Genomic DNA, 15,713 nt, shown 5'->3' with positions numbered 1-15,713 from the left:
TTTATATTAATTAATCACTTATATAATTTTTCCTTACAGTTTATCCTTGTCTCAATACTCTCTCAAAGTATCCTTTGTCACTTATAAGAACCGGAATATTCAATTTAGCAACGCGAAAAGTTTGTTTTCAAATATTTTTGTTTATATAAATTTACAAATGAAATTATGGTTATTTAGTTTATATGTATGCAAATCCATCCTGTTGAGCTATTACTCTTTTAAAAACCTCATATGTATTATTTTTATTTAATTTTGTTTACACCCTTAAAAAAAACGAGCATATGATAGTATATACTAATCCGAAAGCCCTATAGTCTACTTTCTAAGAGCACTGATTTGTGTTCTTTTTTTTAATGAAGATTATGTTCAATTTTTGTTACATTATTAAAACTTCCATTTGTTACTCTGAAAAATTCCTCACTTTATAATTCCTATTCACAGTATTTTGACCTTGGAATAGCTAATTACTATATCATAGAATATCTTTTTCATTAAACCTTCTGACCATATTGTATTTATTAAACCTTTGTATTGTAGGATTTAATAGTTATCTCATTGATCATAAAGAGATAAAACCAGAAAGTGATTTCTATTAGTCCAAGCACTTCATGTTACTCCCACATACACTATAAAATGTTTGGACTTTATTACTTCAATTAAAATTTAAAGTTAGGAGGATTTATTATGGCAGATTGTACAGGTTTAGCTTGTTTTCTATTCTCTTCGTGGCCAACGGGAACAGTTGTTACAATTACTACTAGATCAGGTCAAATTATTGGACCTGCTACTTTTTCACTGTTCTTTCCGAATATATGTGCAGTAGTATTGGAAGAAGAAGATGTGATAACCCCTTCATCTACCAATACTACATTCATAAGTTGTGAAGATATAGAAAGTGTTACTTTAACCACTCTTTAAAATGATTCATATTTTTCTAGCTTAATCCATATTTAAGACATTCTAATGAATGTCTTTTTTCATGAAAAATCTAATCAGTATCCCCTGAGATGTAACATTCTATTGACCTATTATTTCAATAAATTGCTTTAATTTAAATTTTTTCTCTTCTAAAGGTTACTTGTCTACACATCGTTCTACAAAACTTCATATGATATAGTATATTGTTTAAAGGAGGAATAAATTTGTTCTTATGCAATTTATTTGGTTGTTCAGGTGGAGTATGTAGTATTTTTAAAAATTTACAGCCAGGCGAAGTCGTTACTGTGACTGGTAAATCTGGGAATATTATTGGACCTGCTATTTTTACAAATTTTAACCCTAATACTTGTATCGTCACATTAGAAGAGGAAAATTCAGTTACTCCTCCTACTACAAGTATTACTAAAATTAGTTGTAAAGAAATAGAAAGTGTTACGTTTATCTCATAATATATTTTAAACCTAAAGCAGGGGTTGAAATATGAAACTCTTATACATTACTTCTGGTTACTCAAAAATTTATCAATATCTAGATCAAAGCATACAAGGAACACTTATAGATCAAAATTTCGAATGGTTAGCGATACAACCGAGTGAATTAATACAACAATTGGATTTCATTACAACAACTTTTCATCCCGATATTGTATTCACCTTATTAGGTAATCATCTACCACAAAAAGCAATTCAATATTTTAAAAAATGGAACATTAAATTAGCTGTCTGGTTAACTGAGGATCCATTTTATATAGATACTTCTCTTCTTCTATTAAATAACTTTGATTTTATATTTACTATTGATAGCGAAGCACTTAAATATTACACAGCTTTAGGATATACCAATGTATATCACTTACCATTAGCAACTAATATAGACGTATTTAAACCTAGTCTAAAAAATATAAAATATAAAAGTGAAGTATTATTCATTGGCTATCCTTATCCAAACCGAGTAAAATTAATACATTTCCTTTTAGAAAATACCCCCTATCACTATACTATTATTGGCCGACATTGGAGAAATAAGTTATTAAAAAAATGGAAAAATCACCGAAGAATTAAAATTATAGAAGAATGGATTCCACCTCAAGAAGTTGCGCTCTATTATAACAACGCTAGTCTTATTTTAAATCCTCATCGTAGTCATCTATTTCCACAAAATAAAAATAAAAATAAAGTAAAAAATAATACTATTAATAATCGTACGTTTGATATTGCCGCTTGCCAAGGCTTTCAAATTATTGAAGAAAAGTCTGATCTTTTATCGTTCTTCAATAAAGATGAAATTATATCCTATAACAGCTTTGAAGACTGTTTAAATAAAGTATCTCTTTATTTGGATGACACGATTTCAAAAAGATTAATGGTTGAAAAAATTCATACAAAAGTGATAACACAGCATACTTTTCATAAGAGAATCCACTTTATAACAACTATTTTACAGTCACAGCTTTATTAAAATAGAAATCCCCTTGTGCATATAGATGCACAAGGGGATTTCTTCAAATTAATCTATAACATATTCTTAACTTTTATTTCACTTGAAACATGTATTTTTTATAATTTTTATGCACCGATAAGATAAGCCCGATCATTATCATATTTGAAAACAGTGAACTTCCTCCATATGATAAAAAAGGAAGTGCGATTCCTTTTACTGGCATTATACCAATATTTTCGAAGATTCGAAGTGTTAGAACACTAATTGCCCCGCACATAGTAATGTACCAAACAGATTCTCTGCTGAATATGCAATTATAGTTACTCGATATATAAGAAGTAACAAGACCAATACAACGAGAGCCGCTATTATAAATCCACCTTCTTCAGCGATGGTAGCAAAAATAAAATCAGTATGCTTTTCAGGAATATATACACTTCCTTGACCAAATCCTTTTCCATGTAATTCGCCACTTCCAACAGCTAAAAGAGATTGTTGCGTTTGATACCCTTGATCTGTATTTTCAGCTGGATTCAGCCAACCTATAATGCGTGATTGTTGGTGAGGTTTTAACCTAGTAACTAATTCTTTAAAGAAAAAATCTGGATATCTTACGTATGTAAATATTAATGTAGATAGTAGAGTTACCGGAATGAATGTACAAAATGCAATTAATTTCTTTTGAATCCCTGATATGAATAAATACAATAGATGCTGCGTATAAGAACACCATCCCTGTATCTGGCTGGCTATATACCAGAGCAATAGGAGGAATTGAGACTAACATAATTTTTCCAACCAACAGGAAATCAGTTTTATATGTCCGAATCATATATTTAGCGTTATGATTCATTACTAAATTTGCGACAAATATAATTAGTGCAATTTTGAAAAACTCCGATGGTTGAATTTGAACAATAACAGGAAATTGAAACCATCTTTTTGCTCCCAATTTAACGGGAGTAAATGTTGATTCTGGTAGTATTTTTAATATAACAATTGATGCAAATCCAATAATATACATTGGACAAGATAAATTTTGCCATTGATCCCACTCAATACTTGCAACTAATATTAACAGTACAAAACCAATTAAATAGGTCCTACCTTGCTGAAATGCAAAGTTTGTGCTTCCATACTGGCCAGTTTGTTAACTACTATTTTATGTTTCATCGTCACATTATAATGAAATAGTCATATATTTTCTTGAATTTTAAAAACCTAATTCACTTTTCAATATCTCATTTCTTCCTTAAAGAGGTCTTTTTATAGATGCTCTTCTTAAGTTTTTCAGCATAAAACTAAACATTCCGTCAATACTAAAGATAGGCGAAAGCCAGAACTCATTTAAACGTCCCTGTAGTTCTTCTCTTTTCTTTATTAAGCAGCTAGCTTTCACTAGCTGCTCTTTTATTTACATATATCATAAGGATTTGAATATATTATGTTTGAAAGTACGCTGTTTTATCAAAAGGTGATCCGGTGACAATTTCTTTTTTATTTCTACAAAATAAATTTTTTACTAGATACCTTTTCGTATAATATATGCAAGCTTGTTAACACTATAAATGTAACTTTAGGTTACATATCTATTACTTTCAGGGCCTAATTTTCTTTTGTGCAACAAGTGTTTAGCTAGCTTCGCTGGCCACTTTGTTGTACCGAATGAACTTTTTATTTCTCAACACCTAACATATGGTATCGATATTCCAATAATGGTAATATGAAGGTACCTTCAGTTGTTAAATATTATGCCCTTTTTAAAGGCCCTGTTTTTAAACAGGGCCTTTAAAATTTATTCTCTACTTAAATAGTATTTTTGTTATAAATCTTTCTATAAACACTCTCATTTCCTCGATATCAAATTAAATCCCATGAAACAGGCGTCCCTTTTTCGATATCCTTATTCGCTTTTTTCCCAATAATTTTGGATATGTGTTTTGGTAATAAGCCATTCCCTGGTCTAATAGCTTTAACATTTTTATTTGTAAAGAATTCTCCCGCTTTTATGTTTTCTACTACATATAATGATCTTCTAAATTTTAAAGAATCTTTTTCTATATCAGTCGGTCCATAATATACATTCCCCAAAGATTCCCATGCTTTTTCAGTTTCGCTTACTAATAATTTAAATTCAGCTGGTTCCATTGAAAATTTAGCGTCAACTCCTCCATCCAACCTCGAGAGCGTTAAATGTTTCTCAATTACTGTGGCCCCAAAGGCAACACTCGCTACAGATACTCCTACACCCAGTGTATGATCAGATAAACCCACCTGACATTTAAATAACTCTTTCATATGAGGTATGGTAACTATATTTGTAGATTTTGGAGACGCAGGATACGTACTCGTACATTTTAATAGAATTAGTTCTTTACACCCTTCTTCTCTCGCAGCCCTTACTGTTTCATCTAGTTCGGCAATTGAAGCCATACCTGTCGAAATAATTATTGGTTTTCCTGTTGCGGCTACTTTACGTATGAGGGGGATATCAGTATTTTCAAAAGATGCAATTTTATAACATGAAACATTTAATGTCTCTAGAAAGTCTACAGCTGTTTCATCAAAAGGCGTACTAAATGGTATCATCCCTAACTCTATACAGCGATCAAAAATTGGTTTATGCCACTCCCATGGTGTATATGCTTCTTTGTATAAATGATAAAGTGATTTGCCTTTCCATAAACTTTTCGTATCGTGAATTGAAAAATCACCATTTTCTATATTTAAAGTCATTGTATCTGGTGTATATGTTTGAATTTTAAATCCTTGTGCCCCGGCCTCCGCAGCTGCCTCTACAATTTTCAACGCTCTATCTAATGATTGATTATGATTTCCTGACATTTCTGCAATAATAAATGGTGGCAAACTATTGCCAATCTCTCTACCTCCGATATATACATTACTCATTTTTTTCACCTTCAAGTTCTATTTTTATAGCTTCTTTTCTTTCCTCCCATTGTTCACGGGACAAGGTCATTGTAATGACATCTATATAATCATTGTCCCTATAAATATAATCTTCATATCTTCCATCTTCTTGGAAACCAAGTTTCTGATGAAAATTTAAACTAATACAGTTTGATTCTATTATTTCTGCATATACTTTGTGTATGTCTTTAATTTCAAAAATAAAATTTAATGCTAATAAACCTAATACAGTTCCGGCACGTCTTACACTTTGTTTTTCACCTATATAAAATCCCCAATAACAAGTTCGATTCATTTCATCTATTTTTGTAAAATTAACAAATCCAATTGGTTTTTCTTTATATATTAATATTCTTGCAACCTTTGTTTCATCCATTATGAGTTGTTCATACCACTTTAAATGTTCGTCTATTGTTATTTGATGATCTTCATACATAACTGAACGTATTTCTTTTGCATTCCGCCAATTTAAAATAAGTTCTAAATCTTTCTTTTCTAACCTTTCCAATTGAAAATCCTCAATATCTAACATACTATCCTCCTAAAATATTTTTTGCTATTTCATTTGAATTACTGGCACACTGTATAGAAAGAGCTTTATTAGACATTTCTTTCACTATTTTAGAATTTGATAAAAGTTTGTTTAGACATTCCATAATTGCTTTATCCGAAACACTTTCAGCTGTACCAATATTCCATGTAGCTCCAACCTTTGCTACAGCCTTGGTTACTTCAATTTGATTTTGTGCAGTTGTAATTGTAATAGAAGGTAATCCAAGAAAGCAGCGTTCCCATGTGGTTGTTCCTCCAGCTCCTATCCCTAAATCCGCTCGTACGAGAAGCTCTTCCATATTTTCTATTTGACAATAATATGAAGCGTTAGAAACACTCTTACAATAAGTTTGAATCTCCTCTTTATGCGGATTTTGGCTTCCTACCACAACATCTATTTTTAAGTTATCTTGATTTATATTTTGTAAGGCTCTTAATGTTTTTAATGTTTCATTTGTTACATCATGCCCACCAAAAAAAATAAAAATCCTCTCAATTTCTCCTGTTCTTTTTCGTGAAAATTTCTTAGCAGCATGAAACTCTGGCCGTAATATAGCATATTTAGGCCCCAATTTTACTAATGAGTGCTCTGGTATTAAATCTTTATAGCGATCATTAGGGTTATCGTATAAATTTTGGTCTAGTAACAAATCACAGTCGTGCATTCGATTTGCAAGATCATCGATTACCATGATTTTCCTTACAGTTTTTCTTAAAGCAGACTCCCACCTATTATCTAATCCATAATGATCAACGATTAACCAATCACACTTGGGAAGTTGCGACAAAATATCATTGGTCTGCTGTGCATCAACAAACCAATGATATTTGAGCCAATTTAAATAACTCCCGTGTTCTGAACTTAAGAAATTTGTATTTTCACCATCTCCATCTAATACAAACACACAAAATCCCTTATTTAAAATATATTGATGTAAATCACCTTCTAGCTTACGACAAATGAAATATACTTGAGCACCTTTATTCCGTAACTCGTGGGCCAGTGTTAAACAACGCATAATATGACCGGTACCTATTTCAATAGATGCGTCGGCGCGAAAGGCAATTTTTTTCTCAAGCAAGATACTCCCTCCTCACTAAAAGCACTACAATTTATTAATTTATAATATCGTTTCTCTATTTAACTCATCTACTAATGATTGTTGATTTGCCCATTTCAATTTTACATGACTATTAATTTCAATAAGTTCAGGGTTTCGAAGGATGTAATCTTTTATTTGATGAAAAAATAAAGGTTTAGATTTTACATTCAGACCTTTATAAAGTTCATTGAACATATCTAAATCCGGTTGTTCATCTAATGTTAACCTCCAAGTAGGGTAACAAAATGGTTGAGGAAGTTTCACTATATTGATACGAAATAAATGTGGATTATTAATAAAATAAAATGGAAGGTATTCTGCATAGGTTAAAGGTTTTGGGGTTTGTAGTAGTCGTTCAATTGCCTCTAATGTAAAAATATCGCCTGCTGTTCCGACAGGTAACGTACTTAACTCTGCCTGTGTATAATCTGCACCACTTTTCAAATGTTCATCTAGTAAAAAATTATTAATTTCTGGTGACACAGCTGGGCAATCTCCTGTAATCCGCATGACAATGTTTGCATTTTCTTGTTTTGCAGCTTGGAACATGCGATCAGCGGTATTTTCTGGATCACCTCTAAAAATCTTAACCTTTCCATCTAAATTAAATTTTTCCAAAGGGTCATCTTGTGCAATATCTGAAGTAGCAAGTATGACCTGATGTTTTCCTGGAATAGCTAATGTATTTATAAGACATCGTTCAATGGAAGAAACTCCGTGTATTGGCAATATGGCTTTTAAAGGTAACCTAGTAGATTTTAAGCGGCAAAGTACAATTATTACTACCTTAGGAGGTTCAATAACCTCTTTTGTTAATGGGGTACCTGCAGACAAATTATATACAGCTACCTGAGGTAATAATTCCTCTGCTTCAAGCTTGTTCAGCGCATTTTCTACAACATTTAACTCCATTGTTACTTTATTAGCTGTAATAATCTCTCCTTTTTTAATGTCAACTTTTGTAACTGCTCTTAACAATTTCTGATTTTGCAATTTTATTAACCCCCCTTTCATTTAATTTTTAGCAACACTATAAAACAAAAGAACTTTTCTCACAGCTTGTATTACATCCCACACATCAGCTTCTGTCATTTTAGGAAATAGAGGCAGCGTAATAATTTCCTCATATACGTTTTCTGCTTGCGGACAAATACCTTTTTCATAACCTAATTTTTGATAAAACGGTTGCAAATGTACGGGTATATAGTGCACATTCACACCGATATTTTCTCTTTGTAACGCTTCGTAAAATTCTTTTCGATTACATTTTAATAACTTAGTATTTAAACGAATAATATAAAGGTGCCAGCTCGAACTGGTTTGAGGCAATTGCTTTGGTATGATGATTTCAGATAAACAACTAAATTCTTTACTATAGATGTCTACATATTTCTTTCGAATCTTAATAAAAGAGTCTAATTTACTTAACTGTGATAAACCAAGAGCAGCTTGTATATCCGTAATTCTATAGTTGTAACCTAAGAATTGCATTTCATAATACCAAGGTCCATGATTTTCAAGAAGTTTTTTGGGGTTCCTTTCAATTCCATGTGTACGGAATTGAACAAGTTTTTCATAAAAAAGAGGATTATTTGTGGTAATTACTCCGCCCTCTCCGGTAGTAATATGTTTCACCGGATGAAAGCTAAACATTGTCATATCACCAATTGAACCAATCTTTTTATTTTTATAAGTGGCTCCTAATGCGTGGGCTGCATCTTCAATGATAATCAAATTATTTTTTTTTGCTATTTTTTGTATTGCTTCTAACTCTACAGGCTGTCCAGTAAAGTGTACGGGAATAATGGCTTTTGTTTTGTTTGTAATCTTTTCCTCTATAGATTTAGGACTAATGTTATATGTTTCATTGTCAATATCGGCGAATACCGGCTTTGCACCCTGGTATAAGATACAATTTGCACTTGCTACAAATGTCATTGGAGTTGTAATTACTTCATCTCCCTCAGTTATGCCAGCTGCATAGCAGGCAGCATGCAATGCAGCTGTACCATTTGAAAAGGAAACAGCGTATTTTGCTCCCACATATTTCGCTATAGCCTCCTCAAATTGTTGAACCATAGGTCCTGTTGTTAAAAAATCCCCTTTTAATACGTCTACAACAGCCTGAATGTCATATTCATCAATTTGTTGCTGACCATATGGTAAATAAGTTTTTCTAACAGGCTTTCCTCCATGAATACCGAGAATCCCCCTTACCATTACTCTTTCTCCTTAGGGTTAATTTTTAAAGATTTAATCCACTCTTCTGTTTTAATAACTCCATCTTCTAAAGAAACTTTCGGTTCCCAGTTTAATATTGTTTTTGCTTTTTCATAGTTACATAATAATTTTTGGATTTCACTTTGCGGATGGATATGAGTTACATGTTGAATACTTACTTTATTTCCCGAAATCAATTCTGCTAATTTATTAATGGATATATCTTGTCCTGTTCCAGCGTTGATAATATGACCATTTGCTTTTACAGAGTATCCTGCTGCCACAACAAAATCTGCACAATCTTCAACGTATAAAAGGTCTCTCGTTTGTTTTCCATCCCCATATATATTCAATGGTACATTATCTAATTTATTATTTATAAAAATGGCAACAACCCCACCTTCCCCACCTGTTTTCTGGAATGGACCATACGTATTAAATGGACGAATAACCACTACAGGTAGCTTATAAGCATAATAGTAAGATAAAACCATGTTTTCAGCAGCAATTTTTGATCCAGCATATGGAGAAGCTGGTTTAATCGGGTCTAATTCTGATATTCCTTGTATATTAGTAGCTTTATCATATACCATACAAGTACTCATAAAGACCATTTTGACGTCATACTTAAGACATTGTTCTAACAAATTAAAAGTACCTATTGTATCATTTTCAAAAGTTGATCTAGCATCATCTATACTATCTTGAACATTGATACTCGCTGCTAAATGATAACAAAGATCAAATGAATTATTTTTAAATAATTCAGCAACTAATTTTTTATCTTTAATATCTCCTTGAATGCATTGCTTTAAATTTAGATCGTGTGCAAACTCGGTGATATTTGCAGTAGTTGAATTTGCTAAGTTGTCTAATATCCATACTTCATGCTTATCCTGCAATAATCTCTTTACAACCCACCTACCAATAAAACCTGCACCACCAGTTACTAATATTTTCATAGTTTCTCCCCTCCTGTTAATAGTTGCTGGTTTAATATTAAATTTCTAAGCTCTTCTTTTGAAATCGCATTTTGATGATCAGAACGGTAAAACCCAACCTTCGCCCTTTTTGCATTTTCATATTGAGTTCCCTTTTTTAAGGGGCTAGGAATGATAAACATATCTGGTAATTCAAAAGCCTGTAAAGATTCATCATGCGTCATAAGTTCTTCATACATTTTTTCACCAGGTTTTAACCCAATTTCTTCAATTTTTATATTCTCCTTGGGCAACCCATATAACTTTGTAACTTCTTCTATCATCACTTCACTTAAATCTTTTAATAAAATAACTGGCATTTTTAATATAAAAGTTTCACCACCCTTTGCTATTTTCATTGCTTCAATTGTTAACATAGTTGCTTGGTTCAGTGTCATCATAAATCTACTCATACTAAGATCCGTTACAGTTATTTTTTGGTTTTCTTTAATTTGATTTTCAAATAAAGGAATGACAGAGCCTCTTGATCCCATCACATTTCCGAAGCGAACACTTGTAAATGTCGTTTCACTTGAACCTTTTGAATATTCCGCTGACGTAATCAATCTTTCAGCAGTCAATTTTGTTGCACCGTAATTATTTGTTGGTGAAATCGCTTTATCAGAACTTGTAAAAACTACCTTTTTTACTTTCTGAGCAATTGCCGCTTTTATTACATTTTGTGTTCCAAAAATATTGGTCAAAACTGCTTCAAACGGATTATATTCACAAAACGAAACATGCTTCATCGCGGCCACATGAAATACATAATCAATATTTTCCATCGCACTAAATACTCGATCATAATTACGAATATCCCCAATTAAATAACGAATATTTCGATTTTTATCCCTAAATTCTTCTTGTAATAAAAATTGATTGTATTCACTTCTACTAAAAACTCTTACCACTTTTGGCTTTTCCTGTAGAACATTAGAAAGAATGCTTTTTCCAATTGTTCCTGTTCCACCAATAATTAAAACATTTTTATCTTTAAAAAACATGAAAATATATACCTCCTCATATTAAAAAATAATTTTAGCAAAAAAACTCTCTTCAACTTGTTTGTAATTCCATAGGCAATCCATTTGTTGAGAGATAAACTAGTTTGCCGGATATAGAAACATACGTTTCTATTGCAAGTTTAAAATACATATTAATCATTGAAAACTGAGGATATAATCTTTTACTTCAAATATTTATAAATGGTGACGATTTTAATCTTTTTCAATTTGAATTAAATTTATTAATCTTTTTGTGCATGCTTCTTGCGGATAGTTTTCATTAATAAATTTTCTTCTTAATTCTTTTGCTAAATTTGATTGTAAAGGATTATTTAGAACCTTTTTAATCGTGCTAGTCATATCCTCCATAGAATGATTTACAAGCCAATCTAATGTATCGTAATATTTATAATCCCTTTCCTCTAATAAAGATTTATAAACAACTACAGGTATATCTAATAACATTGCCTCTAATCCCACTGTTGAATTTGAGATAACCACAAGATTTGCATGTAAAATAACATCATATATGTTTATTTCATTTGTTATATATTTAACATTAGGATATAAGTTACTTAACTTAATATATTCTCCCACTAAATTACGCCCTTTTTCCCAAGGATGTGGTTTTATAATAACCGTAATATTTTTGTCTTCCACTAACTTTTCTGTCAATTCAGTATAAAATGAAGTTTTAAATGGCTGGGTTGCAATAAAAACCACTTTTGTAGAGGGGTCTATTTTTAATTTATTAAAAAGATTCTTTTTATCCATATATACTCTATCAAAGATCTCATCATATCTGGGGTGCCCTAGTATTTCGATTTGAGATTCACTGACCCCTTTTTGAAGGTACCAATCTTCTTCATATTTCCCATATACGACCTGTTTTGTTGCGAAAACCGGAAAGTATGCTTCTTCCCCCATTACTGCACCATGCTGCAGACAATAACTCGGTATACCCTCACTACTAGAAAGAAAAGTAAGAGCTCTACTTGTTATATCTTCCGTAGTACCGACAATCACACCAGAAATATCTTGTTCTTTAAAAATAAAATGAGCCATATTAAGTTTCTCAATCATGATAGGAAGGTCGCTTAGTAATTTTTTTTGAAAAAAGAGGTTTGAAAATAGTGGGTGCTTATTAAACTTTAAAAAGATTTCTTTAGCTTTTTCTATAAAAACATGTGCGGTATTAGCAGATTTATTTATATAATCTGGTGCACAAACTGTAGGAAGACCATAGAGTTCGGTCTTTTTTGATCTAGTTAATATCTTTGTTTGATTTGGATTAAAGTGAGTAAAGTTACTTACTGAAAAACGGAGATAATCTGAATTTAGGAGGATTGCTCCATTTTGGTTTTTTCTTTTTATTTTTGATTGAAATACAGACATTATTTTTTCAAACTCTAACTGTAACTGTGTTTCTGCTATTGGCTCAATTGACAATTGCTTGTAAAAATTATTATCTTTCATTTTATTTTTTATATCTTCATCTAAATATTGATAAAAATTACTCAGTAATGGTAAAGGAATATTATAATGCTTTAACCTTGAAAAAATATTTATATACTCTAAATTTAATAGCCAGTAATTTTTCAAATAAATGTCACTCAATTTTTCACCCTCTTTTTCTTCTTAAGTCTTCCCTTAATTCTTTGCATGTTCTTTGTGGTGGTAATAATTGCACAAATTCATTTTTTTCTTCTGCAAATAACTGCGCATGTATTGAATGGGGAGTAATATAATTGATATCTAAAATTTCATCTAAGGGATAAAAATCCCAATAGTGATTTAATCTCCAAAAGAAGCGTGCATCTCCTATCCGGTAAAACTGAGGATCTTCATCCCAATAAGAATTCCACCTTTTTTCAAGAATTGGTAAAACAGATGCTCTATGCATAATAGAACAATGATCAATTGTACATGGAGCATTATTCGTAATTTTTTTTGCAGGTCTCTCAACCGTTTTAATAGGCATCTCTGTTTCATCTATATGAATCGTTTTTGATGCAGAATAAATAATTTGAACATCTTTATTCTCATCAAGATAACTAGACATCTTTTTAAGACGTTCTTCTTCATATTGATTATCATCTGTAATATAAGTTATATATTCTCCTTTAGCATGCTTAAGTGCCTCATTAATTAAAGCGGCATATCTTACTTTTTTTGTCCTTTCAGAAATATGAGCTACATTACTTTTATAAAAATGTACATTTTCATTATTTATGAATGGTTGAATCACCTTCTGGGTCATTTCATCTGAATCATCATCCATTATAAAAAGCTCGAAATCTTGAAAGGTTTGGTTTAATACACTTAATATAGATTTTTCAACAAACGCAGGCTTATTGTAACTTGTCATTATAACTGAAATTTTAGGCAAATCTCTCTCTCCTCCTTATCAATAAATACAAAAACAGTTACGTTATTATATAAATAGAAAGGACAAACCGTTCCGATAATTTTAAAAAAGGTTTCTTTATCTATAAAAAATTAATAGCAGTATTTATATTCACCCATGTCTCTTTTTTCTCCACTATAGTCCATACCATATCTATGAAAAAGTCATAAATTATTTAAGTATAAAAAAGAAAGTGTCGATAAAGCTTTAATTATTAGATTTCACTAGAAAAACACATTCAATATTCTCAATAGAGGTGAAGACTTTGCAACCCCAAATATCAATTATCCTTACTAGTTATAATAAGCCATCATTAATTAATCAAGTTATTGAAAGTGTTCTAATGCAAACTTATAAAGAATGGGAACTTTTTATTATGGATGATAACTCCTGTCCAGAAACTATAAATGTCATAAAAAATTATCTAGAGGATCCTCGAATTACTTATACGAATAGTTTTATACAAGATGATGAACGATATAAAACTACAAGATATGCAACACTTATCAATGAGGCACTACCATTAACTTGTGGGGATTATATTTGCTATTTAACAGATGATACTATATACCTTCCAAACAGATTAGCTGAAATGTTGTCTTTCTTAGAAAAACATCCTGAAATTGATGTAGTCTACTCTTCCCAATACGTAAAATATGTTGATTATAACCTACAACCTACAAATGAATTTGTGAGAGAAGCTTCGGAAATTTTATATACAGCTGCTAATGTTGTAGATCATTGTTCAATTATGCATACTAGAAGAATATTATTAAAAGTCTATGAAAAGTACTGTGGATATTGGGATACAAATCCTTTATATTGGTTTGCTGGAGATGCAATGTTTTGGAAACGCCTAAATACATTTCAACCTTTTTATCCCATTAACAAAGTGCTCGATATTACTTTTAAAACACCATTCTCTTTCCAAAACCTATATGCTAACCTCCCTTCAAAAGATTTAAATGGTATTTTATTTAGTAATTCACAAGGTAAAGTATTTTTAATTGATAACTTTAAACGCAGGCTTATTTCGAAAGATATGCTTTCTTACTTCAAATATAATCAAAATGAAATTGTCTTAATTCCCGATCCATTTATCTACAAATATACAGAAGGGCCCCCCATAACCCTTACAGAGTCAATTCCAAATCTACGGGTTGTGCAAAGTGAAAAAGGAGAGTTATTTTATATAGAAAATAATCAAAAACGTCCATTTATTGACACCATTGCATTTCGCAAATTTAAATTTTCAGTTCAAGAAATTATTAAAGTTTCACAACGTAGTTTAAATCAATTTTCAGATGGACCACCTATTTATCCAAATTTATCTCGTCACGCGGTTTTACCAGAAGGAAAAGTATTTATCTACCATCACAATTATTTCATCATGACAGATTATATGCTTCATCCCATAGATAAAGATATATTGCAAAAACTATATTTATTAAAGAACTGTATACCGATTTCAAAGACCAATTTATCCTACTTTAAGATGGGCCCTCCTATTTCAACATACCCCTCTTACCTAGCTGAAAAATACTTAGAATAGTACCAAGAAAGAGTATTATCAATAAAACAATAGAAGAAGGTTCTGAACTAAGTACTATGCTTGCCTATAGTATTGAATTAAACGAACTGTTAGAAAATGAACTAAATAAAAGTCCATATTGTTCTACTAGCATCTCCTAATAGGGTGATAGAATTTATTTAGATGATCAAAGATTCTTCTTAACTTGTAAAATAAATTATCATAAAAAGAGGACGCAAATAAAAATGCGTCCTCTTTTTATATCAAATCAAACTAATCCATTAAAATCCTTTTCATGAATCCGAATAAGTAATGTTTTTAAGAAAAACAAGATCTAACATCTTAGCTGTTACACTAAATAGATTTACATAATTCACAACTATGACAAGTATTACATATCGCTTAAGTTTCGTTACCTTTTTCTGTATATAATGATAAAAAAATTGTGAACTTTTATCGCATTATGCAAGACATTTAATATCAAATATATTACTTTTACTATGAATTAAATGTGTTTATAGGACTTTTCTAGATAAACAAGGTGCTAAATTAATTCTTAAGAAGTCATTACTATTTCATTTATCTAAAAATTGAAAAAATATGTGT

At 30.9% G+C, this 15,713-nt stretch carries 13 protein-coding genes and 1 pseudogene; 4 read left to right on the top strand and 10 right to left on the bottom strand.

What is annotated here, in order from left to right:
• The first annotated feature begins 684 nt into the window (after positions 1-684).
• The 3 genes from ACLBXA_RS17195 (at position 685) to ACLBXA_RS17185 (ending at position 2,397) form a co-directional block, all read left to right on the top strand.
• Positions 685-918, top strand: a complete 234-nt coding sequence (locus tag ACLBXA_RS17195; RefSeq protein WP_000752669.1) for a hypothetical protein — start codon at positions 685-687, stop codon at positions 916-918.
• A gap of 224 nt (positions 919-1,142) precedes the next feature.
• Complete coding sequence (locus ACLBXA_RS17190) at positions 1,143-1,388, top strand: hypothetical protein (protein ID WP_000477970.1); 246 nt, start codon at positions 1,143-1,145, stop codon at positions 1,386-1,388.
• Between the two features lie 31 nt (positions 1,389-1,419).
• Positions 1,420-2,397: a CgeB family protein gene (locus ACLBXA_RS17185; protein WP_000772272.1), complete on the top strand. Its 978-nt coding sequence runs from the start codon at positions 1,420-1,422 to the stop codon at positions 2,395-2,397.
• Between the two features lie 73 nt (positions 2,398-2,470).
• On the opposite strand, the pseudogene ACLBXA_RS17180 reads toward ACLBXA_RS17185, so the two are convergent.
• From ACLBXA_RS17180 to ACLBXA_RS17135, 10 genes and pseudogenes are all read right to left on the bottom strand, one after another.
• Positions 2,471-3,529 (bottom strand): annotated as a pseudogene (locus ACLBXA_RS17180) (FtsW/RodA/SpoVE family cell cycle protein); the annotation flags it as partial.
• Positions 3,530-4,239: 710 nt separating this feature from the next.
• On the bottom strand, positions 4,240-5,289 hold the full coding sequence (pseI, locus tag ACLBXA_RS17175) for a pseudaminic acid synthase (RefSeq protein WP_000073382.1): 1,050 nt from the start codon (positions 5,287-5,289) through the stop codon (positions 4,240-4,242).
• Positions 5,282-5,842: a UDP-4-amino-4,6-dideoxy-N-acetyl-beta-L-altrosamine N-acetyltransferase gene (gene pseH / locus ACLBXA_RS17170; RefSeq protein ID WP_098578176.1), complete on the bottom strand. Its 561-nt coding sequence runs from the start codon at positions 5,840-5,842 to the stop codon at positions 5,282-5,284. The genes pseI and pseH overlap by 8 nt, the downstream gene beginning before the upstream one ends.
• 1 nt (position 5,843) lies before the next feature.
• A complete protein-coding gene (gene pseG, locus ACLBXA_RS17165; protein WP_000890380.1) occupies positions 5,844-6,944 on the bottom strand; it encodes a UDP-2,4-diacetamido-2,4,6-trideoxy-beta-L-altropyranose hydrolase in 1,101 nt (366 codons plus the stop codon).
• A gap of 39 nt (positions 6,945-6,983) precedes the next feature.
• Entirely contained in the window at positions 6,984-7,979 is a 996-nt protein-coding gene (locus ACLBXA_RS17160; RefSeq protein WP_043311326.1) for a cytidylyltransferase domain-containing protein, read from the bottom strand.
• The gene (gene pseC, locus ACLBXA_RS17155; protein WP_000251478.1) at positions 7,980-9,185 is read right to left on the bottom strand and encodes a UDP-4-amino-4,6-dideoxy-N-acetyl-beta-L-altrosamine transaminase; all 1,206 of its coding nucleotides are present in this window, start codon (positions 9,183-9,185) and stop codon (positions 7,980-7,982) included.
• Complete coding sequence (locus tag ACLBXA_RS17150; RefSeq protein ID WP_000699375.1) at positions 9,185-10,147, bottom strand: dTDP-glucose 4,6-dehydratase; 963 nt, start codon at positions 10,145-10,147, stop codon at positions 9,185-9,187. Before ACLBXA_RS17150 ends, pseC begins: the two co-directional genes overlap by 1 nt.
• Positions 10,144-11,169, bottom strand: a complete 1,026-nt coding sequence (locus ACLBXA_RS17145; RefSeq protein ID WP_000465153.1) for an SDR family NAD(P)-dependent oxidoreductase — start codon at positions 11,167-11,169, stop codon at positions 10,144-10,146. Before ACLBXA_RS17145 ends, ACLBXA_RS17150 begins: the two co-directional genes overlap by 4 nt.
• Positions 11,170-11,382: 213 nt before the next feature.
• Positions 11,383-12,786: a CDP-glycerol glycerophosphotransferase family protein gene (locus ACLBXA_RS17140; RefSeq protein ID WP_001280558.1), complete on the bottom strand. Its 1,404-nt coding sequence runs from the start codon at positions 12,784-12,786 to the stop codon at positions 11,383-11,385.
• A 4-nt stretch (positions 12,787-12,790) separates the two neighbouring features.
• Positions 12,791-13,558 (bottom strand): glycosyltransferase family 2 protein, encoded by a 768-nt coding sequence (locus tag ACLBXA_RS17135; protein WP_001124407.1) that lies wholly within the window; start codon positions 13,556-13,558, stop codon positions 12,791-12,793.
• A 283-nt stretch (positions 13,559-13,841) separates the two neighbouring features.
• Here ACLBXA_RS17135 and ACLBXA_RS17130 point away from each other — a divergent pair, with 283 nt between their 5' ends.
• On the top strand, positions 13,842-15,128 hold the full coding sequence (locus tag ACLBXA_RS17130) for a glycosyltransferase family 2 protein (protein ID WP_001183018.1): 1,287 nt from the start codon (positions 13,842-13,844) through the stop codon (positions 15,126-15,128).
• Positions 15,129-15,713 lie beyond the last annotated feature (585 nt).

This window comes from Bacillus sp. D48C, assembly GCF_053345735.1.
Note: the sequence above shows the minus strand (reverse complement) of the source record. Positions and strands in the feature narration are given on the sequence as shown.

Coding starts and splice junctions, on each gene's coding strand:
- ACLBXA_RS17195 (WP_000752669.1), top strand. CDS start 685: ATGGCAGATTGTACAGGTTTAGCTTGTTTTCTATTCTCTTCGTGGCCA.
- ACLBXA_RS17185 (WP_000772272.1), top strand. CDS start 1,420: ATGAAACTCTTATACATTACTTCTGGTTACTCAAAAATTTATCAATAT.
- pseI (WP_000073382.1), bottom strand. CDS start 5,289: ATGAGTAATGTATATATCGGAGGTAGAGAGATTGGCAATAGTTTGCCA.
- pseH (WP_098578176.1), bottom strand. CDS start 5,842: ATGTTAGATATTGAGGATTTTCAATTGGAAAGGTTAGAAAAGAAAGAT.
- ACLBXA_RS17160 (WP_043311326.1), bottom strand. CDS start 7,979: ATGAAAGGGGGGTTAATAAAATTGCAAAATCAGAAATTGTTAAGAGCA.
- pseC (WP_000251478.1), bottom strand. CDS start 9,185: ATGGTAAGGGGGATTCTCGGTATTCATGGAGGAAAGCCTGTTAGAAAA.
- ACLBXA_RS17150 (WP_000699375.1), bottom strand. CDS start 10,147: ATGAAAATATTAGTAACTGGTGGTGCAGGTTTTATTGGTAGGTGGGTT.
- ACLBXA_RS17145 (WP_000465153.1), bottom strand. CDS start 11,169: ATGTTTTTTAAAGATAAAAATGTTTTAATTATTGGTGGAACAGGAACA.